The sequence below is a fragment of the Streptomyces sp. NPDC001852 genome, from assembly GCF_042891825.1.
Taxonomy (GTDB): Bacteria; Actinomycetota; Actinomycetes; order Streptomycetales; family Streptomycetaceae; genus Streptomyces.
The window spans coordinates 112,745-133,020 of record NZ_JBIATN010000027.1; the positions used below are offsets into that span (position 1 = coordinate 112,745).

The 20,276-nt window shown below is 69.8% G+C and carries 18 protein-coding genes and 2 pseudogenes; 9 read left to right on the forward strand and 11 right to left on the reverse strand.

Going from position 1 to position 20,276, the window contains the following annotated elements:
* Positions 1–165 precede the first annotated feature (165 nt).
* Both pntB and ACFYZB_RS35495 read right to left on the reverse strand, forming a co-directional pair.
* Positions 166–1,632: a Re/Si-specific NAD(P)(+) transhydrogenase subunit beta gene (gene pntB / locus ACFYZB_RS35490; protein ID WP_351217070.1), complete on the reverse strand. Its 1,467-nt coding sequence runs from the start codon at positions 1,630–1,632 to the stop codon at positions 166–168.
* Positions 1,633–1,638: 6 nt separating this feature from the next.
* A complete protein-coding gene (locus tag ACFYZB_RS35495) occupies positions 1,639–3,201 on the reverse strand; it encodes a Re/Si-specific NAD(P)(+) transhydrogenase subunit alpha (protein ID WP_388765520.1) in 1,563 nt (520 codons plus the stop codon).
* A 301-nt stretch (positions 3,202–3,502) separates the two neighbouring features.
* Here ACFYZB_RS35495 and sufC point away from each other — a divergent pair, with 301 nt between their 5' ends.
* From sufC to ACFYZB_RS35510, 3 genes are all read left to right on the forward strand, one after another.
* Positions 3,503–4,270, forward strand: a complete 768-nt coding sequence (gene sufC, locus ACFYZB_RS35500) for a Fe-S cluster assembly ATPase SufC (protein WP_388765522.1) — start codon at positions 3,503–3,505, stop codon at positions 4,268–4,270.
* Between the two features lie 86 nt (positions 4,271–4,356).
* Positions 4,357–5,163 (forward strand): SpoIIE family protein phosphatase, encoded by an 807-nt coding sequence (locus ACFYZB_RS35505; RefSeq protein WP_388765524.1) that lies wholly within the window; start codon positions 4,357–4,359, stop codon positions 5,161–5,163.
* Positions 5,164–5,172: 9 nt separating this feature from the next.
* Complete coding sequence (locus tag ACFYZB_RS35510; RefSeq protein ID WP_388765526.1) at positions 5,173–5,667, forward strand: hypothetical protein; 495 nt, start codon at positions 5,173–5,175, stop codon at positions 5,665–5,667.
* Positions 5,668–6,019: 352 nt separating this feature from the next.
* Here ACFYZB_RS35510 and ACFYZB_RS35515 read toward each other — a convergent pair whose 3' ends face one another.
* From ACFYZB_RS35515 to ACFYZB_RS35525, 3 genes are all read right to left on the reverse strand, one after another.
* On the reverse strand, positions 6,020–7,297 hold the full coding sequence (locus tag ACFYZB_RS35515) for a glycosyltransferase (RefSeq protein WP_388765528.1): 1,278 nt from the start codon (positions 7,295–7,297) through the stop codon (positions 6,020–6,022).
* A 29-nt stretch (positions 7,298–7,326) separates the two neighbouring features.
* Entirely contained in the window at positions 7,327–7,500 is a 174-nt protein-coding gene (locus ACFYZB_RS35520; RefSeq protein WP_351217060.1) for a hypothetical protein, read from the reverse strand.
* Between the two features lie 160 nt (positions 7,501–7,660).
* Positions 7,661–8,920 (reverse strand): nucleotide sugar dehydrogenase, encoded by a 1,260-nt coding sequence (locus ACFYZB_RS35525; protein ID WP_351217058.1) that lies wholly within the window; start codon positions 8,918–8,920, stop codon positions 7,661–7,663.
* Positions 8,921–9,727: 807 nt separating this feature from the next.
* Here ACFYZB_RS35525 and ACFYZB_RS35530 point away from each other — a divergent pair.
* The 4 genes from ACFYZB_RS35530 to ACFYZB_RS35545 all read left to right on the forward strand — a co-directional run bounded on the left by ACFYZB_RS35530 (position 9,728) and on the right by ACFYZB_RS35545 (position 13,403).
* Positions 9,728–10,966, forward strand: a complete 1,239-nt coding sequence (locus ACFYZB_RS35530; RefSeq protein WP_388765530.1) for a polysaccharide deacetylase family protein — start codon at positions 9,728–9,730, stop codon at positions 10,964–10,966.
* A 313-nt stretch (positions 10,967–11,279) separates the two neighbouring features.
* Complete coding sequence (locus ACFYZB_RS35535; protein ID WP_388765532.1) at positions 11,280–11,633, forward strand: hypothetical protein; 354 nt, start codon at positions 11,280–11,282, stop codon at positions 11,631–11,633.
* A gap of 472 nt (positions 11,634–12,105) precedes the next feature.
* A complete protein-coding gene (locus ACFYZB_RS35540; RefSeq protein WP_388765535.1) occupies positions 12,106–12,525 on the forward strand; it encodes a ribonuclease domain-containing protein in 420 nt (139 codons plus the stop codon).
* A gap of 182 nt (positions 12,526–12,707) precedes the next feature.
* Positions 12,708–13,403: a glycerophosphodiester phosphodiesterase gene (locus ACFYZB_RS35545; RefSeq protein WP_388765536.1), complete on the forward strand. Its 696-nt coding sequence runs from the start codon at positions 12,708–12,710 to the stop codon at positions 13,401–13,403.
* Positions 13,404–13,473: 70 nt separating this feature from the next.
* Here the strand turns inward: ACFYZB_RS35545 and ACFYZB_RS35550 are convergent, their stop codons facing one another.
* The 5 genes and pseudogenes from ACFYZB_RS35550 to ACFYZB_RS35570 form a co-directional block, all read right to left on the reverse strand.
* Positions 13,474–14,736: a cytochrome P450 gene (locus ACFYZB_RS35550; RefSeq protein WP_388765538.1), complete on the reverse strand. Its 1,263-nt coding sequence runs from the start codon at positions 14,734–14,736 to the stop codon at positions 13,474–13,476.
* Positions 14,737–14,802: 66 nt separating this feature from the next.
* Complete coding sequence (locus tag ACFYZB_RS35555) at positions 14,803–15,327, reverse strand: DinB family protein (protein WP_388765559.1); 525 nt, start codon at positions 15,325–15,327, stop codon at positions 14,803–14,805.
* 78 nt (positions 15,328–15,405) lie between these two features.
* Positions 15,406–16,017, reverse strand: a pseudogene (locus ACFYZB_RS35560) (GNAT family N-acetyltransferase); the annotation flags it as partial.
* 135 nt (positions 16,018–16,152) lie between these two features.
* A pseudogene (locus tag ACFYZB_RS35565) lies at positions 16,153–16,362 on the reverse strand (TetR/AcrR family transcriptional regulator); the annotation flags it as partial.
* Between the two features lie 386 nt (positions 16,363–16,748).
* The gene (locus tag ACFYZB_RS35570) at positions 16,749–16,988 is read right to left on the reverse strand and encodes a DUF6059 family protein (RefSeq protein WP_388765541.1); all 240 of its coding nucleotides are present in this window, start codon (positions 16,986–16,988) and stop codon (positions 16,749–16,751) included.
* Between the two features lie 214 nt (positions 16,989–17,202).
* Between ACFYZB_RS35570 and ACFYZB_RS35575 the strand changes: the two genes are divergently transcribed.
* Positions 17,203–18,087 (forward strand): aminoglycoside phosphotransferase family protein, encoded by an 885-nt coding sequence (locus tag ACFYZB_RS35575; RefSeq protein ID WP_388765542.1) that lies wholly within the window; start codon positions 17,203–17,205, stop codon positions 18,085–18,087.
* A 784-nt stretch (positions 18,088–18,871) separates the two neighbouring features.
* On the opposite strand, the gene ACFYZB_RS35580 is transcribed toward ACFYZB_RS35575, so the two are convergent.
* Complete coding sequence (locus tag ACFYZB_RS35580) at positions 18,872–19,312, reverse strand: winged helix-turn-helix transcriptional regulator (protein WP_388765544.1); 441 nt, start codon at positions 19,310–19,312, stop codon at positions 18,872–18,874.
* Positions 19,313–19,386: 74 nt separating this feature from the next.
* Here ACFYZB_RS35580 and ACFYZB_RS35585 point away from each other — a divergent pair, with 74 nt between their 5' ends.
* Entirely contained in the window at positions 19,387–20,082 is a 696-nt protein-coding gene (locus ACFYZB_RS35585; RefSeq protein WP_388765546.1) for an NADPH-dependent F420 reductase, read from the forward strand.
* Positions 20,083–20,276: the final 194 nt, after the last annotated feature.

Here is a 20,276-nt window from a genome sequence, read left to right on the forward strand (position 1 = left end):
CGCGGCGGGGGGTGGGTGTCCGGCCGCCCGCCCCGCCGCGGGCGCGCCCCCCCCCCCCCCACAACGCCCCCCCCCCCCCCCCCCGGGGCGGCCCCCCCCCCCCCCCCCCCCCCCCCGCCCGCGGCGTCAAGGGTGGCTGAGTGGGGGGACGGACTCAGAACCAGCTCAGCGGCCGGCCACCGTCGCCTGACGCGCGACCGGGGCCGCCCCATCCCCGCCGTCGGTGCCCAGCGCACGCAGGATCTCCTCGACGCTCTGCTTGGCATCGCCGAAGAGCATGCTGCTGTTCTCGCGGAAGAAGAGCGGGTTCTGCACGCCCGCGTAACCGGAGGCCATGGAGCGTTTGAACACGATGACCTGCTCCGCCTCCCAGACCCGCAGCACCGGCATGCCGGCGATCGGACTGTCCGGGTCCTCGGTCGCGGCCGGGTTGACGGTGTCGTTGGCCCCGATGACCAGCACGACCGAGGTGTCGGCGAAATCGTCGTTGATCTCGTCCATCTCCAGGACGATGTCGTACGGCACCTTCGCCTCGGCCAGCAGCACGTTCATGTGCCCGGGCAGGCGTCCGGCGACGGGGTGGACGCCGAAGCGGACCTCGACGCCCCGCTCGCGCAGCCGGCGCGTCAGCTCCGCGACGGGGTGCTGGGCCTGGGCGACGGCCATGCCGTAACCGGGGGTGATGATCACCGAGCGGGCCCGGGCCAGCAGCTCGGCCGCCTCCGCGGCGCGCACCTCGCGGTGCTCGCCCTGCTCCTCCGCGCGGCCGGACGGCGCCTCGATGCCGAAACCGCCCGCGATGACGGAGAGGAACGACCGGTTCATCGCCTTGCACATGATGTAGGACAGGTAGGCGCCGGACGAACCCACCAGCGCGCCGGTGACGATGAGCAGGTTGTTGTCGAGCAGGAAGCCGGCCGCGGCCGCCGCCCAGCCCGAGTAGCTGTTCAGCATGGAAACGACGACGGGCATGTCGCCGCCGCCGATCGAGGCGACCAGGTGCCAGCCGAGCGCCAGCGCCAGCGCGGTCACGGCGATCATCAGGGGCAGGTTCGGGCGAACCGTGAACCAGACGGTCAGCGCGGCGAAGGCGCCGAGCGCGCCGAGGTTCAGCGCGTTCTTGCCGGGCAGCGTCAGCGGACGTGACTTGATGCGTGCCGAGAGCTTCAGGAACGCGACGATGGAGCCGGTGAACGTGACGGCGCCGATGAAGATGCCGATGAACACCTCGGCGTGGTGGATGCCCAGCAGATCCGTACCGATCCGGGTCTGCGCCGTGCCGTGCGCCTCCACCTCCAGGTAGCTGTTCCAGCCCACCAGCACCGCGGCGAGGCCGACGAAGCTGTGCAGGACCGCGATCAGTTCGGGCATCTGTGTCATCTCGACCCGGCGGGCCCGCCACAGGCCCGCCGCCGCGCCGAGCGCCATCGCCAGCACGATCAGGGCCACCGCTCCGGCGGTGATGCTCTGCGCCGCCACGACGACGGTGGCGACGAGGGCGAGGGCCATGCCGGCGATGCCGTAGACGACGCCGGCGCGGGAGGTGCGGTGCTGGGACAGTCCGGCCAGGCTGAGGATGAACAAAAGGGCGGCGACCAGGTCGGCCGCGTGGGAGGCCGTCATAGAGGTCATCTCGGGTCAGCCTTTCGAGAACATGGACAGCATGCGGCGGGTGACGGCGAAACCTCCGAAGATGTTGATGCTCGTCAGCAGGATCGCCACGAAAGACAGCGCGGTGACGATCCGGCTCTCGTGTCCGATCTGCAGCAGGGCGCCGATCACGACGATCCCGGAGATCGCGTTGGTCACCGACATCAGCGGCGTGTGCAGCGCATGGTGCACCTTGCCGATGACGTAGTAGCCGATCACCACTGCCAGGGCGAACACGGTGAAGTTTCCCGCGAGTTGGGCGGGCGCGAAGGCAACCAGCAGGAACATGGCGAGCATGCCGAGCCCGATCAGGCCGAAGCGCCGCGCCGGTGTCAGCCTCGGTTGCTTCGGCGCGGGCGCGGCGGGCGCCGCCGCGGGCTGCACGGCGGGCGCGGGCGCGGCGGAGACCGCGACGGGCGGTGGCGGCCAGGTGACCTCGCCGTCCCGCACCACGGTCACGGCCCGCTGTACGGCGTCGTCGAAGTCGACCGCAGGCTGTCCGTCCCTGCCGGGCGTGAGCAGCCTCAGCAGGTTCACCAGGTTGGTGCCGAACAACTGCGACGCCTGGGCCGGCAGCCGGGAGGCCAGGTCGGTGTAGCCGATGATGGTGACGCCGTTGTCGGTGACGACCGCACGCCCGGGCACGGTGCCCTCGACGTTGCCACCCTGGGCGGCGGCCATGTCGACGACGACGCTGCCCGGCCTCATGACCGCCACGTCCCGTGCCGTCAGCAGGCGCGGCGCCGGCCGGCCCGGGATCAGCGCGGTGGTGATCACGATGTCCACGTCGGCGGCCTGCTCGTGGTAGAGCTCGGCGGCGGCACGGTCGTAGTCGGCGGAGGTCGCCTTGGCATAGCCGTCGGTGCTCGTCTCCTGGGCGACGTTCACCGGGAGGTACTCGCCGCCCAGCGACTTCACCTGATCCGCGACCTCGGGCCGCGGGTCGGTCGCCCGCACGATCGCACCGAGGCTGGAGGCGGCGCCGATCGCCGCCAGACCGGCCACGCCCGCCCCGGCGACCAGCACCTTCGCCGGCGGTACCTTGCCCGCCGCCGTGACCTGGCCGGTGAAGAACCGGCCGAAGACGTGCGCGGCCTCGATGACCGCCCGGTAACCGGCGATGTTCGCCATCGACGACAGCACGTCCATGGACTGCGCGCGCGAGATGCGCGGCACCGCGTCCAGCGCCAGTGCGGTCACCCCGGCATCGGCGAGCGTGCGGAGCAGTTCGGGCCTTTGTGCCGGCGCCAGCAGGGCGACCAGGGTCGCGCCCCGCCGCAGGCGGGTGATCTCCGCGTCGGAGGGGGCGTTCACCTTCAGGACGATGTCCGCGTCCCAGGCCTCGCCGATCTCGGCACCGGCATCGAGGTAGGCCTGGTCACTGAAGGCGGACGCGGCGCCGGCCTCGGACTCCACCACGACCTCGTAACCGAGGCCGAGCAGCTGGCGCACGGTCGCCGGCGTCGCCGCGACACGCGTCTCGCCGAAGACGGACTCGGCCACCACCCCGACGCGCTGGGGCGGGTGGTGCGCAGGTTCTTGTGCAGACATTTCTCGTGTTCTCTCCCTGGAGGAGGGCTTGACGGGCTATCCGCGATCAAAGGGCGGCCACAGGGCTCGTTCCCGTGGACGCCGGCCGTGGGAACCTACCCGTCAGGGCCGCCCGTGCCTACGCACGTGGCAGTGGTGTGTTTCACTCGGCGGGCCGATGCCCAGCCATTCACCCGCGGCGCGTGCGGTCGGTCGGCGTCGCGCAGTGGCTCACGGGAGGCGCATCCTGGAGGTGGCGCCACGCATGCGCAGGTCTGATCGCGGCCTTTCCGGCCGGCGAAGCCGGAAGGAGTGAGAGCCGATGACGACACTCGAGATCCATGACGTGCACTGCTCTGTACAGACCGAGGCCGGGCCCCGGGAGATTCTGCACGGAGTGGACCTGACCGTGCACCAGGGGGAGACGCACGCGATCATGGGCCCCAACGGCTCCGGCAAGACCACCCTGGCCTATTCGCTCGCCGGGCACCCCAAGTACCACGTCACCTCGGGCACGGTCACGCTGGACGGCGAGGACGTACTGGCCATGAAGGTCGACCAGCGCGCGCGTGCCGGGATGTTCCTCGCCATGCAGTACCCGGTCGAGGTCCCGGGCGTGTCCATGTCGAACTTTCTCCGCACCGCCGCCACCGCCGTACGCGGTGAAGCCCCCAAGCTGCGCACCTGGCTGAGGGAGGTCCGGGAGGCGATGGAGCGGCTCCAGATCGACCCTTCCTTCGCGGACCGGAACGTCAACGAAGGCTTCTCCGGCGGCGAGAAGAAGCGCCACGAGATCCTTCAGCTGGAACTCCTCCAGCCCAAGATCGCCATCCTCGACGAGACCGACTCCGGCCTGGACATCGACGCTCTGCGCATCGTCTCGGAGGGCGTCAACCGCGTGCGCGCCACCGGCCGGGTCGCCACCCTGCTGATCACCCACTACACGCGCATCCTGCGCCACATCCGCCCCGACCACGTCCATGTCTTCGCCGACGGCCACATCGTCGACTCCGGCGGTCCCGAACTCGCCGAGCGCCTGGAGGAGGAGGGTTACGAAGCCTACGTGAAGGACGCCACGGGCAGCCGTTGACATCGCCGCCCGCGTCCGCGCTGTGTGAGAGCAGGGACGGGTGGGACAGACGGGCGGGATAGTGGTCGTCCGGCCCGCGAAGGGATGTGGCGCCTGTACCCGCGCAGCAGCAGCGACGACGGTGGCCGAGGGCCTCGGGCGTTCGCAGGGGCAGGCTCTCGCAGCGGATCCTCCAGGACGAGGCGGTCGACGGCGGCCCGGCGGCGATCACCGGCGCCAGCTGCCTGTATGCGATCTACGATCCCACCCGGCGACGGTGCACGATGGCCCGGGCAGCCCACCCCCCACCGGCCCTCGTCCTGCCCGACGACACGGTGCACTTCCCCGACGTACCCGCCGGCCCACCGCTCGGCCTGGTGTCCCCGCCCTTCGAGATCACGGAGTTCGAGGTGCCGGAGGGCAGCCGGCTCGTGCTCTACGCCGACGGGCTGATCGAGCACCGCGACCGCGACATCGACGACAGCCTCACGCGGCTGCGGGACGTGCTCGCCGGCACGGATCACACACCGGAGGAGACGTGCACCGCGGTGCTGGACGCCGTACTGCCCGCCCGGCCCACCGACGACGTCGCCCTGCTGATCGCCCGCACCCGCGCACCGGCGGCGGACGACATCGCCGAATGGGAGGCGCCCTCCGACCCGGCGGCGGTGGCCGACACCCGGAAGCGGATCCGCCGCCATCTCACCCGCTGGGGGCTGGAGGAGGCCGCCTTCACCACCGAACTCATCCTCAGCGAACCGGTCACCAACGCCCCGACCGCTGGGGCACCCGCTGCCTGCCCGCCGGCAAGACCATCTGGGCCGAACAGACCCTCACGGGAGGGAGAGCCGGCAGTGGCGCGGCGTGACGATCCGGAGGGCGCGTTCGCTCTCGGGGGGCGGCGAGGACCGTAGGGTGACGCAGTGGGCAACCCCTTCTACGGCGATGGCGACGGCCTGTACTTGAGCAACGGCGGTACGGCGGCGTTCGTGGACGTCCTGATGCTGGCGGTGACCGATCTCGTGGAGGAGCCATGGGACTACCGCTTCGCCGCCCTCCTCGCGCTACAGGACCAGAACGTCATGGGGCGAGGAGCGGTCGGCTTCGACTTGGAGGACATCGACTGGGGCACGTCCCCCGAAGAACGGGCGCGCAACAAGGACTTCGTCCTCCGCGTCACCGACCTGGCCCTGAACCGGCACCGGTGGAACGAACTGGACTACGAGCCGGCTTTCACCGCGGACCACCTCCGCCGCTTCCACGCCATGGTGACCGCGTACACCCTGACGTCCCGCGACGACGGGTCGCCCATGGCTTTCCCCGGCCATGCGGAAGCAGCGATGGCCTCATGCACACGCCACCGTGTACTCAGTGCGCTGCCGCACTGGGAGGGGTGCGTGTTCTGCACGGCGGGGTAGTGATGACATTGCCGTGCCCGTCGCTCGGACAGGAGCGGCCGGCCCATGGATTGACCGGAACCACTCTGCGCGGCATGCGCCCACGCGGAATCCTCAAGGCCGCAGTTCCGCTGGGCGTCGCCGCGGCGCGGGCCGACAGCGTTCACCCTCGAGTGAACGGCTGCGGGCCGAACGGTCCAACGCACTGGAGCAGTCGCCCCGGCTCAGCCAAGAAGCTCGGGGCGTGAGCCCACCTCTGTCCTTCCGCATGGGCGCCCGGGCGGAAGGACAGCTCGACTCGCGGAGGCCCTGAGCGAGAGGTGGGCGAGCCGGGCTCCCCCTGTGTCCACCCTCGCAAGGCGGTGGTGCGCGCTTACGACACCTGGGGACCAGCGCGGTGGCGTCGGCCCGGTAGGGCGGTCTTGGCCGTCAGCCCGCGCGACTGCCAGGCGTTGTCGCGGAGTTTGAACAGGGCCCAGTAGCGGGTGGGACACAGCAGCACGATGTTCATGAACACGGCTGCGGGTGTCCCGACGAGCCACGAGCGCCAGCGCTGGCCTGTGGTCAGGTCCGGCCGCATGAGCACGTACAGACCTGCCTGGCCGTACCGGACGACTATGTACGTCCCGAGATACACCAGGGCGACCCCGGGGTTGTGGTACCGGCCGCCGAGGGTCAGGACCGTCATGGCGACGGTCCAGGCCAGCATCACCGGTGTGATGACGAGCTGGAGCAGGCCGAACGTCGGCGATACGAGCTGCTTGAAGGACAGCCGCGAGTAGACGAACGGCAGCATCCACCACCAGGAGCGAGCCCAGCGCAGACGCTGGCGGTAGGTCTTCTTCAACGTGGTCGGCATGTCGGTGACCACGCCGGCCTCGTTGACGGCCACGACCTCGCCGCGCATGAGGGCCCTCAGCGCGAGCCACCGGTCGTCACCTGTGCCGCACTCCACCTCGTAGGCGTCCAGGTGGTCGTAGAGCAGCTCGGCCCGGTAGAGGGCCAGTGCTCCCGAGGTGGTCTCCAGGGCTCCGAGCATGGAGCGTGAGGAGCGCATCATCACGCAGGACGTGCCGATGTCGATGTCCGCGGCCCGGGAGACCCAGGTCTCCTCGAAGTTGCGGATGTAGATCATGCCGGTGGTGGCCTGGATCCTCGGGTTGCTCATGGCGCGGAGCTGCTGCTCCAGGGCGTCGGGGAAGGGCTCGCCGTCCGAGTCGATGGTGAGGACGAAGTCGAAGTGCTTCCGCTCCGCCTGGAGGTGACGGAGCACGGTGACCTGGGCCCCGCGCTTGCCCTTGTTCTCCTGCCGGTGCCAGAACACCCGGGGGTGGTCGAAGGGCTCCACGGGGTGCTGCCGGGAGCCGTCGTCGATGACGTGGATCTCGTCGACCGGATGCGTCTGGGCCAGCAACGACCGCACCGTGCGGTGCAGGTTCTCCGTGGGCTCCTCGAAGGCCGGGACGATGGCGACCGTCCGGCCGGGAGCGACGGGTAGGTGTGTGAAGGAGCGGCCCTTGAGGAACGAGAGCAGGCACAGCACGATCACGACCATGCCCAGCCACCAGTAGAACGTCAGGATCGGGCTCTTCGACTGAAGGTGGACCACCACGGTGGCAGCGGCGAGGGCCGCCGCCACCACAGCGGTCACCACGGTGAACCTGGCCCGTGATGAAGTGCTCAAGCGGACACCCGCCTACCGCGGGTCGCCAGGCGGAAGACCGCCGCCCCGCCGATCACCAGGAGCATCGCTCCCAGGACGATCCATCCCAGCTCCGTGCCGCCGGTGGCGGCCAGTGCTGCTCCTCCTGCTGCGGTGCCGATCGCGGCACCCGCACCGTTGTGTCCGTACATGCTTCCGTCCTGTGCGAGGGTGTCGAACGCGCCGTGGGCATGGGCGAGCAGAAGCGGTCCACCGCGAGAGAAGGGGGATCCGCTACTTGCCGTCCGTGATTCGGGGAATGCACCGACGACTGCTCTGCGCCGCTTGCCCGGGCTGCTGTTTCCGGGTGTGTCAGAGCCGCTCGACGTGCGGTGCGGGTGCCATGACGCCGCGGGTGTCGAGCACGTAGGCGGCCTCGTCGGCGACCTGGGCGAGGTCGAACTCGGCGTGCGGGGTGAGCAGGACAACGGCGTCGAAGTCCGCCACGCTCTCGCCGCTCGGCCCTCCGCCGAAGGGGATGTGCCGGCGGCTGTCGTCGGGCAGATAGGGGTCGATGACGACGACATCGGCTCCCATGGCACGCAGCCGGTCGATGACCTGGACCGCCGGCGACTGCCTGGTGTCCGACGTGCCCGGCTTGTAGGCCGCCCCGAGGGCGAGTATGCGTGCCCCGTGCACGCTGCGGCGCAAGCGGCTGCTGAGCGCGTCCTGCAGACGACGCACCACGTAGTCGGGCTGGCTCTCGTTGATCTCCTGGGCCAGTTCGATGAGCCGGAAGGTCTGCCCGTGCCGCGCCTTGACGTGGTGGCTGAGGTAGACGGGGTCGATGGGCAGACAGTGTCCGCCGACGCCCGGTCCGGGCTGGAACCTGGTGAACCCGAACGGCTTGGTCGACGCCAGTTCCAGGGTGTGCCACACGTCCACGCCGAGCGTGTGAGCCATGCGCGACAACTCGTTGACCAGCGCGATGTTGACGTGCCGGTAGGTGTTCTCGAAGACCTTGGCCAGTTCGGCCTCTTCCAGCCCGGAGGCCGGTACGGTGACGTCGGTGACCGAGTCGTAGAAGGTCTTCACACGCCGCAGGCACGCATCGGTGAGACCAGACACGATCTTCGGCGTGTTCTCCAGTCGCCAGTCGGCGTTGCCCGGATCGATGCGCTCGGGACTGAACCCGACGTGGAAGTCCCGCCCCGCGAGCAGGCCCGAGCCTTCCTCCAGCAGGGGTATGAGGACGTCGCGGGTGGTGCCGGGGTGAGTGGTGGACTCGAGCACCACGGTGGCCCCGGGCTCCAGCCAGGTGGCCAGCGTTCGCCCGGCCTGACGTACGCAGGTGAGGTCCGGCGCTCTGTCGGTCAGTGGTGTCGGCACGGTGATGACCGCGATGTCGAAGCCCTTGAGGTCCTTCGGATCCGAGCTGGGCCGGTAGGCGCCCGAACGCAACACGTCCTGAAGGCGGGCGGATGGGATGTCCTCGACGTAGGACACGCCGGCGGCCAGGCTGTCGCAACGTTCGTGGTCGGGTTCGTAGCCGGTCACGATGTGTCCGGCCTCGGCTGCGCTGAGGGCTAATGGCAGGCCGACGTAGCCCTGCCCGAGCACGCAGATATGCATGGTGGTTCCTCCCCTTGAGCCGGCCCGCGAACGAACGCAGACCGGAAAACGGCGCCCCTGAAATACGGCTGCCTGTTCCTGAAGCAGGCAGCCGCGGCGTCGGGTACTGCATGAACCGCGGTGTCAGCGACTCAGCCGAAGCCCCCGTCGGGCCGGAGCAGTCACTGGGTTCGATACACCGCCGTCAATCGCGGGTCTGAGGACCTCGTGTCCGATGCCAGACGCGCGGAATGATCTTCACACTTCCCCCCTGTATGTGGACCTCAAGGATTCAAGAAGCCTTCCCGGCACGGAACCCTCTTTACCGAGTCGATACCTATAGACCGGCTCTGAGGTCGGCAGGTCGTTCAACAGGTCGTCGAACGTGCTTCTGAGCAGCGACGTTGATGTTCAACGCCGGGTAAACACCGCACCCTTGAGCCACTTGGGGCCCCGCAAATGGCTACGATCCTTTGGTGTGACTGAGCCAGGACGGCACCAATTGATCTTCACAATTCATTCCTGTTGGTGCCCGGTCAGGGTGTCAATGTGCGTCCGTCAAACGGAAGCGCTGTTCCAGGATCGCCACAAGTGACCCGAAGCACTATCAGAGGCCGCCGCCGTTCCACGCGCCAATGGGGGCATGTCGTGACACCACACTCCGTCAACCGAAGGTCGGCTCTGCGCCTCGCAGGAGCGTGCGGCCTTGTCATGGCAGGGGGAGCACTCCTGGGGGACACCACCGGGTCCGATGCGCATGCGAGCATCGGTCGCCTCGCGACGCCGCCCCACGCACCTACCGGCCGTCACCCCCAGTACCGCCGGGCCGTGTGGTCACAGCAGTTCCAGCCGGGTCACGGGTGGACGGCCGCCGGGGCGGGCACCGCCTCCACCGACCTCAGCGACACCAGGGAGTTCACGCGCGGTCGCCAGTCGGTGCGGGTGACCACCACCGGCGGCGGCAAGCAGTCGTACGTCCGCAGGACCGGCATGACCGCGCTGAACCTCTCCGGCAAGATGATCCGTCTGATCTTTCGCGTGGAGAACACCACTCACCTGTCCCGGCTGGCGTTCTATGTGGGGACCGGCTCGTTCGGCAACTACTTCGTCTGGCAGTTCCACACGCACTCCGCGGCGGCAACCAACTACATCCAGCAAGGGGAATGGGTGACGGTCCACCTTCAGTGGGCCGACGTCACCTCGGCGGCAGGTGCCTACTCGATCACTCCGGCCGGGGCGCCTTCCACCAAGTCCGGCTTCACCGACATGTCGTTCGCCGTGTACGACACTGGCGGGGGCCCGGTGACGTACCGCTTGCAGGCCGTTGAGCTGATCCCCGACACCTCGTCCGTGTTCCCCAGGGGAGTCGTCTCCGTCACCTTCGACGACTCCCACCGTTCGGTGCACGATCTCGCGCGGCCGGTGATGGACCGCCACGGATTTCCGGCGACGAGTTACAACATCGCAGACGCCATCGGTGCCGGCGACTCCCTGACCATCGGCAGGATGCGGTCGCTGCAGGACCACTCGGGCTGGGAGATGGCGGGCCACGCGTACGCGACGAGCGCCCACACCGCGAGCTACAGCAAACTGTCCGCCCAACAGGTCGACGACGACTTCCGCAGGCTGCGCGAGTGGCTGGTCTCGAACGGCTTCACCAGCGAGAACTTCGCCTACCCACACGGCGCTTTCGGCAGGACGACCGACGGAGTGCCGGTGGATCTCATCGCGCGCAGGCACTTCACCACGGCCCGGTCGATCATCTCCGAGACCACCGAATCGTTCGCGCCGGCCATGCCATACCGTCTGAAGGCCCTGACGGGCATCACCGACGGCAACGGCATCGAGGGCACGGCTCTGGCACGGCTGACGAGCCCCGGCGGCAGGCTCGACCGCTGCGCCGCCAACGGCGACTGGCTGATCCTCTGTCTGCACCGGATCGTTGCCGGGGCACCTCGCAGCAGCACCGAAATCAGCCAGAGCGGCCTGGCAGCACTGATGAAGGCGATCTCCGACCGGGACATCCCCGTGGCGACGGTGACGGAGGTCATGGAGCACTACGCATAACCCCTGCGCTCTTCCGGCTCAATGCGGTCCGAGAACGACAGCGCCTGGGCGGATCTCCTGTCGGGTGCGGTGCTGGAGCCTGCGGCGACACAGGGATCACGGTCCCCCATTCGGTCCGGAAAAGTGGCGTGCCGCGTTAACATTTGGGCAAGTGCCCGTATAGGCGGCCATATTTGGGACATCGCAGACGGCGGTGTAACGCCGCGGTACATGCGGAACGCAGAAACAGGGAGAAGCGGGTGCCGACCCGGCTGAATTTCGGCGCCCTGGCGCGAGCGCGCAGACATGGCACTACGTCAGAACGGATTTCCCTGTGAGCAACATCGACCCGGCTCCCGGATACCAGGCGTACAACGAGCCCTCGGGCCCGGACCGCGCCGTACGCCGTCAGGCCACCGCACGGCGTACGGCCATCACCATCTGCATGATCGCGGACACCGCGGCGGGCCTGCTGGGCCTGTGGATCCTGTTGTTCCTGCTCGACGCGAACCGCGCGAATGTGTTCGTCCAATTCGTGCGGGGCGCGGCGGACTGGCTGTCCTGGTGGTCACAGGACATTTTCACGATAAACACAGACGGGCTACGCGTTGTCCTCAATTTCGGCCTCCCGGCCGTCATGTATTTGCTGATCGGCCACGGGATCGCTGCCCGGCTCAACCGAGCCTGACGGTGGACCGGCCTCATTGTTGATCGCCATGAAATGGGACCGCCATGACACACAGCTCAGCTGAATACGATCACCTGCCGATCTATGAGGACCTGATACGCGAACACGGTGACGTCATCGCCGAAGCCCAACGCGCCGCAGAACACACGCAGCACCGGGCAGCGGAATTGCTGACCGGAGGGGACAGGGGCCGGCAGGTGGGCCGCTGGGACAACGGCGCCGGAGCCGCTGCGGCCGGTCAGCCGGACTGGCGCGGGTCGCCACCGTAGGTGCACGTCGCGCGGGTGCACGTCGGCACCCTGAGTGAGGCTCCCCGAGCGGATGCGAGGATCCCGGCCCGTTGACCCCTTGGGCCGGCAGTCGCCGCGCCGTTCACAGGCAATCACCCCTCCCCGCAACCGGCGATACACCCGGTAGTCACACAAGGACCTCAGAGTGTCATGTCCATGCGTGCTTTCAATTGGAGGGTTCCTTGCTGACTCTGCGACGTCCCCAGCTGTCCTGGGCCAAGCGGTTCGCGGTGCTGATCGCCGCCATCGCGTCCGTGCTCAGCGTGTCCGCCGTCAACAGCCCCGCCGCGAATGCGGCGGTCTACAGCTCCTGCAACATCGCGGGATGCTCCGACGCGGCCTCGGCGAACGCGACCTGGTCCGACCTCGGCTACCCGACCGCCCGGGGCTGGTACGACTGGCCGGACGGCGAGTGCAGCTACGCGGGCGGCGAGTTCTACAACAACGACGGGCAGTTGCCGTCCGGGGACACCTTCTACGAGTACGACGTCTACCCGCGCACCTGCGGCGCCCACCGGGACGCCTACCGGATCGTCGTCGACTCCAACACCGGCGCGGTCTGGTACTCGCCCGACCACTACAGCGACTTCTACCAGCTCTGACACTTCAGCGGGACGTGAACCATCGGCCTGCTCGGACCAGGGCGTCCTCCTGGTCCGGGCGGGCCCGCGCGCGGCCGGAGGGCCCGTTAGGCTGGGTGTTCCGACGGGAGGTCGCCCGCCGGCCGGGGGCCACGGCGCTCGTGCGGCCGACCCGGACCATCACATCCAAGGACGGCAACCGAGTGTCTTTCTTCACCATCGGCCACCGCGGTGTCATGGCTGCCGAGCCGGAGAACACCCTGCGCTCCTTCCTACGGGCCGAACGCGAGGGGCTGGACGGCATCGAACTGGACCTGCACCTGAGCAAGGACGGCGAGCTGGTCGTGATGCACGACGAGACGCTGGACCGCACGACGGACGGGTCCGGTCCGATCGCCGACCAGGAGCTGCGCAAGCTCAAGGAGCTCGACGCCGGCCTCGGCGAGCGGATCCCCACGTTCGGGGAGGTACTGGACGTCGTCGGTGCGACGCTGCCGATCCAGGCGGAGATCAAGGACGTGGCCGCCGCCCGGTCACTGGCCAAGGTGCTCGCCGACCGCGACCTGCTGGACCGGGTCTCGGTGCTGTCGTTCCACGACGTGGCGCTGATCGAGATCCACAGGCTTCTGCCGCAGGCCCGCACCGTGCTGGTGGCAGGCCCCAGCGCGCACCGCGACACCTTCGTCGGCCGCGCCCAGAAGGTCGGTTCCACCCTGGTCAGCGTGGAACTGCGCCAGCTGAACCGGGCCATCGTGGAGAAGTGCGGCGCCGCCGGCATCGACGTGATGGCCTGGACCGTCAACGACGAGAGCGACCTTGCGCTGTCGCGGACGCTCGGCCTGGTGGGCTGCGTCACCGACCAGCCCGGCATGAAGCGGCTGGTCGAGTCCACGGCCTGACCTTCGGGGATCCGGGACCGAACCGGCCGCACAGGTGGTCGACGAGGCTGGGGTGAGCGGGAAACGCGCCTCAGCGCCGGACCGGGCGCACCAGTCGGACCGGGAGCGCTTCGACGCTGTTGCCGATGAAGCTGCGCTGGCGTGGCAGTTCCGCCTCGGGGACGGCGAGGTCGAGGTCCGGGAAGCGGGTGAAGAGCCGCTCCAGGGCGATCGTGGCCTCGAGGCGGGCGAGCGGAGCGCCCACGCAGTAGTGCACGCCCTGGCCGAAGGAGAGGTGCCGGGCCGCGCCGGGCCGGGTGACGTCGAAGCGGTCGGCGTCCGGACCGTGAAAGGCTTCGTCGCGCCCGGCGGCGGTGTAGCCGGCGAGGACCGGGGTGCCCTGCGGGATCACCCTGCCGCCGAGGGCCAGGTCGCGGGTGGGGTAGCGGAAGGGGAACCAGCTGACGGGGCCGTCCCAGCGCAGCGTCTCGTCCACCACGTCCGACCAGGTGGCCTCGCCCTGCAGGACCAGCGCCAGCTGGTCGCGGTGGGTGCACAGGGCCCGTACGGCATTGCTGATCAGGTTGAGGGTGGTCTCGTGGCCGGCGACCAGCATCAGGCGCATGGTGCCGATGAGTTCGGCCTCGCTGAGTCGGTCGCCGCTGTCCTCTCGGGCGGCTATCAGGGCGCTGGTCAGGTCGTCGCCGGGGGCGGCCCGGCGGGCGGCCGCGATCGTGCCGAGCAGTTCGACGAGCTCGCGTACGGCGGCCGTCACCTCCTCCGGGGTGGTGTCGGTGGCGATGACCACCGTGTAGGTGAGGTCGTGCAGCCGGCCGCGATGCTCGGGGTCCACGCCGAGCAGTTCGCAGATGACGCTCATCGGGAGGGGAAGCGCGAAGTGGGTGCGCAGGTCCGCGATGCCGTCCGGGTCCTCGGCCGCGGCGCGGCCCAGGTCGTCGAGGAGACCGGCGGTCAGCTCCTCGATGCGCGGCCGCAGCCGCTCCACCTGGCGGGCGGTGAAGGCGTTGCCCACGAGGGAGCGCAGCCGGCGGTGGTCGGCGCCGTCGGCGGTGTGCATGCCCTGGGCGTTGGCGAAGACACGCAGCGGCCAGTCCGCGGGGATCGTACCGTCGTTCAGGGCCGGGCAGTGGCGGGCGTCCTTGGCCACATCGGGATGGGAGAGGAACTCCTTGAGCGCGTCGTGCCCCAGGACGACCGCCGCGGGCACCCCGCCGGGCAGGACGATGTCCGCAACGGGCCCCCGGGCCCGCAGGCCGGCGTTCAGGGCGTGCGGGCAGCCGCCGCCGGGGTCGACGACGTGGGCGGGCGCGGGAGCGGGGGTGTAAGAGGACAAGCCGAAACTCCTGACCGTATGAACGCGTACCGGCCAACTGTGCGGTATTGAAAGCGGGTTGTGCAATCACAGCCCTTTCGCTCCGTCGATGCGCTCGCGGAGCAGGTCGGCGTGGCCGTTGTGCCGGGCGTACTCCTCGATCATGTGGATGAGCACCCAGCGCAGCGAGACCCTGCCGCGCCATGGGTCGGTTCCCTCGATATCGAGGTTCGGTGCCTCAGCGGCGAAACGCTCGGAGAAGTCCACTTCGCCGCGCCAGGCCTGCCACGCCGCCGCAGCGACAGCGGGGTCGGCCGCCGCGCCGTCGAAGTCGCCGTCGGGGTCGTCCTGCGAGGAGAACAGGGGCGGCGCGTCCTGCCCGGCCAGTACGTTCCGGAACCAGCGACGCTCCACATCGGCGAGGTGCCGGACCAGGCCGAGCAGTGACAGCGTGGACGGCTCGACGGATCGGCGGGACAAGTCGGCGTCCACGCCTGCGCACTTGAGTTCCAGGGTCGTGCGTTGGTCCCGCAGGAGTCCGGCGAGCATGCTCCGTTCGTCACCTGTCGCCGGACCGCTGAATCGACGGTCGGATTCGGCGTCGACGAACATCTCGGCCCTTCTGCGGGGACTCGGTGATCCCATGGCGCGGGAAGAACCGGACGCCGCTGTCCCGCCCCGCTCCACGAGTCTCGCCAGCCGGGCCTCCAGCTTCGCCCGGCAGCCCGGCCACTCCTGCTCCACGATGGAGTACATCGCGGAGTCCCGGAGCAGGCCGTCCTCGCCGGGAGCCCAGGACAGCGACCAGTTCCGCAGCACGCCTTCGAAGCGCGCGCCGACCGCCTCGATCGCGGCGCGGGACCTGCTGTTGCGGGCATCCGTCTTCAGGTCGACGCGAGTCGCTCCCCAGTTCTCGAACGCGTGCTGGAACAGAAGCAGTTTGGCTTCGGTGTTCACTCCCGTGCCCTGAGCCGATGCGGCCAGCCAGGTGAACCCCACCTCGACCGCGAAGAGCCGGTCGTCCTCGGGCCGGATCCGCGGATCCCAGTACGCGGTGGCCCCTACGACCTGCCCTGTCCGCACCAGCACCTGTGCGTAGGGTGCGAGCTTGCCCGTCTCCGCGCGGGCGAGCTGCGCGTCGACGTAGGTACCGGCCTCGGCGGCGGTGGGTACCCAGGTGAAGGAGTATGAGTTCCTGTTCTCCTCCGCCGCCGCGGCCAGACCCGCCACGTGCTGTGGGCCGAGCGGCTCCAGCCGCACCAGTGAGCCTTCCAGCACGGGCCCTTCAAGCCGAAATCCCATCAGCCGCTCCCTTGTGGTGTTCTAGTTCCCGGCGTGCAAGCCGGGACTGGACGGGGCGAAATGCCCCGAGGCCTGGCTCTGAACAGGCGTGAGACGCACGCCGAACACCGCTGGCGCAGACGTCGGCACCGCCGTTCACCGCGGCGGTTGTCGTACGACGCCGGCGACGACCGTCGTCACCGTCTTGCGGACGGCGTCGGCCTGCGGCGGGGTGTCCCGGTCGGCCAACAGCAGGTGCCCGGCCCCGATCAGGGTGGGCGCGAGTGTACCGATGCCGGCATCGGCCGCGATGCGGCCCAGGTTGCGCTCGGCGGTGAGGTACGAGGCGAGCATGGCCATGGCCTCGGCCGGCACGGGAACGCCGGCCGGTCCGTCCTGGCGCGGTCGGACGCGGCTCAGCGGCGGCGAACGGATGCTCGCGCACATCACGCATGGCCACCCCCGTCGACACCGCGCACTCCTTCCTTCTCAGGCGCGCCCTCCCGATTGACGAGTGCGCATGCGCCCACCCTAGTGGGCGCATGCCCACTAGGGCAGAGCCGGGACGTCTTCCCGGCAACCGGCCCATCAACTCCGGCCGCCGGCCGACTCGTTCGCCTCTGCCCCTGCCGGTTACGAACGGACCCGACCGGGTCACACCGACTCTTCGGCGCGATCGCCTTCGAGGCGGCACTCGGCACATCATCAACTCCGCCGGCCCAGCCGGATGGACCCACCTCCCGCATCAAGGGTCACGGCCCCCAGTGCCGTGTGCGGGACAGGAGACGGCGTTCCAGAGACAGTTCGACGCGAGTGAGGGGACGTTCCGGGCAGAGGCGCTCGGGGTGGCCGGGGGGCGGGCCGGTCGGGGCGGGGGGCTCGGTGGAGTCGGCGGGGTCGATGGGCGGGGCCGGGTGCGCCAGGCACAGCCAGCCGAAGGCGGAGAGGGCGTGGTAGGCGGAGCGGAGGATGCGGACGGCGAGGAAGCGCATGCGGGGCATGATCCCGCCCGGGTCCTGAGCCGCGCCAAAGCCGGGCCCCCACAGGGCCTGGGGCGGGGGTCCTGTACCGGTCAAGTCCGTCACGCCGTAGGGCGGTGTCCCGCTTAGGGCGGTGTCCGCGTGTTGCGAAAGTGAGCCTGACGGAAAAGAGTTTGACGCTCGTCGGCGTCCGGCGGTCGGATGACGCGCAATGAGCACACGGCACATGCATCCCGGTATGCATCCCATCGACGACGACCTTGTACGGCGGCTGATCGCCGGGCAGTTCCCTCAGTGGGTGGGGCTGTCGGTGGAGCGGCTTCCGTCCGGCGGCACGGTCAACGCCATGTACCGGCTGGGCGACGACATGGTCGTACGGCTTCCGCTGGTGAAGGGCGGCGCCAAGGACGTGTCGACGGAACGAACGTGGCTGCCCCGCCTCGCGCCCCGTCTTCCCACACCCATCCCCGAGGTGCTCGGAGCCGGGCAGCCCGCCGAGGGATATCCGTGGCCGTGGTCGGTGTACGCGTGGCTCGCGGGAGAGAATCCCGAGGCCGGGGAGCTGAGCGAACCTGTCCCGCTGGCCGAGGGTCTGGCCGAATTCGTGGCGGCCATGCGGAGCATCACCCTGCCGGGGGCGCCGCAAGCCCACCGCGGCGGGCCAGTCGCCTCGCTCGATGCGCAGACCCGGACGGCGATCGAGGAACTGCGCGGGATCCCGCAGGAGGGCGTCGACTGTGATGCCGCCGCCGCCGTGTGGGAGGAGGCGCTGCGGGCACCGGGCTGGGACGGTCCGCCGGTGTGGCTGCATGCCGATCTCATGCCGGGCAACCTGCTGGTGGACGGGGGCAGGCTGACCTCGGTCATCGATTTCGGCTGCCTGGGGGTGGGTGATCCAGCGTGCGATCTGTTCCCGGCCTGGAATCTGCTGCCGGCCGACGCGAGGGAGGTCTTCCGCGAGGCGCTGGGCGTGGACGACGCGACCTGGATCCGCGGCCGGGGGCGGACGCTCTCGCAGGCGCTGATCGCGCTGCCGTACTACCGGAGGACGAACCCGGCGATGGCGCACAATGCCCGGCACGTGATCCGGACGGTGCTCGACGAAGGCTGAGGCATCCCACTTCGCGTCGGGGACGGACCCGGTCACAGCCGCGCACCCCTCGGGACCAGGACGACATGGTCGTGACCTGTGGCGTCGGACAGGGCAGCCCGCAGCATCGACGCATAGGCCTGTGCGTCTGGGCCTCGTCGGAGCCGGCTCCGACGAGGCCCACCGCCGTCTGAGCGGCGTGGCACGACGCAAAGACCTCGCCCGCGTGACCACGTCCTCCGCGGTGCGGCACGCACTCGGGCAGGGCCTGCTGCCTCAGTGGCGGGCCCTGACCCCCGGCGTCGAGAAAGACGGCGCCGGCACTCGGTTTCGCCCGAACTCTCCCGGCCTGTCCTCAGCGCGCGTACCCTCCTGCCAAGGCATCACCATCCGGGGGGATCGTGTCCGACGCATTCGGGTCCAAGCCCGCGCTCAGACGCTGTGTCGTGTGCCGGCAGCCGGTGGGCAGGAAGAAGCTCGTCTTCACCACGAGTGGACAGCCCGTCCACCGCGCCTGCCAGTCGACCGCGGATCGTTCGTCGGCCCGTTCGTCGGCCCGTTCGTCGGCCCGTTCGTCGGCTCCGCCCGGTCTCGCCCGAGCACCGAAAGACATCAGCCGCGCCGAACTCCTCAAAAGGATCGAAGCGTTGCGCAAGCGTGACGCGAAAATGAAGCCGGGCGCCGCGAAGGTGCGGCCCGCCGACCGCCCCAAGCCGACCCCAGCGCCACACCGCGGCAAGCGGCCGGTCCCCCCGCCCCAGCCGTACTACGGCGTGGAGATGAAGTTCATCGACGGCCGGTGGGTTCAGATGCACCCTGACTCCGAATAGTGGCCGCTCGCCGTACCAGCCCGGTCGGGCCCCGTCTGGCAAGTTGGCCGAGGGGACTGCGGGGCGGGAGTGCATGCTGCCTCCTGGGCGGCCATCACCTCATCGCCGTACTCGAAGGCCCATGCGCCGACGGCGGCGATGGGCTCCAGCAAGGTCCGGCCCAGAGCGGTGAGTTCGTACTCGACCCGTGATGGTGCGCCGGGGTGTGCCTGCCGGTCGACCAGTCCGTTGGACTGCAGCCGGCGCAGGGTCTCGGTGAGGACCTTGGAACTGATGCCCCCGATCCGCTCCCGTAGTTCGACCGGACGCCTGGGGCCGTCGCGCAGTGCCCAGAGCACCACGGCGTTCCAGGTGTTGGAGAGCAGGTCGAAGGCGAGGCGGGCGCGGCAGTCGGCGAGGAAGGCGTCGGTCGTCACATACCAAATGGTGCCCGACCGGCTCCCTAGCCTCGGTACGAACGATCGAAGCAGGCACGGAGAGGGATCGTGTGATGAGAATCGGCGTACTGGGAACGGGCAACATGGCCGACGCGCTCGCCACCCAGTGGGTGCGGGCCGGGCACGAGGTGATCATCGGGGGTCGGGACACGCACAAGGCGGAGCGGCTCGCGGCGCGCATCGGAGGCGGCGCGAAGCCTGCCAGTCTGCGCGCGGCGGCCGAGTCCGCTCAGGAGGCGGTGTTGGCCGCGCTGCCCTTCGGGGCGGGAGTAGACGTGGCACGGGACCTGCACGCGGCCCTGGAGGGCAAGGCGCTGGTCGACTGCTCCAACCCGGTCGGGCCGGGCTTCCGGCTGCTCACGGACGGAGGCCCCTCGGCCGCACGGCAACTTGCCGCGGCGGCACCGGGTGCCCACGTGGTCAAGGCTTTCAACCTCTGCCACGAGGACGTGTGGCGCATGCGGCCACCCGTCTTCGATGGGCGGCCACTGGCCGTTCCGGTCTGCGGGGACGATGACACGGCCCTCGGCCGGGTACGCGAGTTGGTGCGGGACGTGGGCTGCGAACCGGTGGCCGGCGGCGGTCTCGAACGTGCGGGACTCCTGGAGGCGACCGCCGCGCTGTTCATCGCCCTGTGGGTCGGTGAGGGTGCGGACGCGCAGGCGATCGCACCTCCGCTGGCATACGCGGCCGGACCGGGCCACCTGGAAACGGAAGGCGGCACGGCGGCTTCCGTCAGGGGGCTGTGAGTGGGAGATCGCCCGCGCCCGAATCCGCACGCGCACCGCGATGACCGCTGGTTCATCGCGCCACCTGTCCTGCGAAGCCCTCTGGTTGCACATTTGCGCAATGCGGCAAGCTATGCTCGTTGACCCGTGGACTCAACGCCGCGCGCCTGGCGGATGAGCGTCGCAGCGAGCCGAGGCGGGCTGCGGGGTCCCGA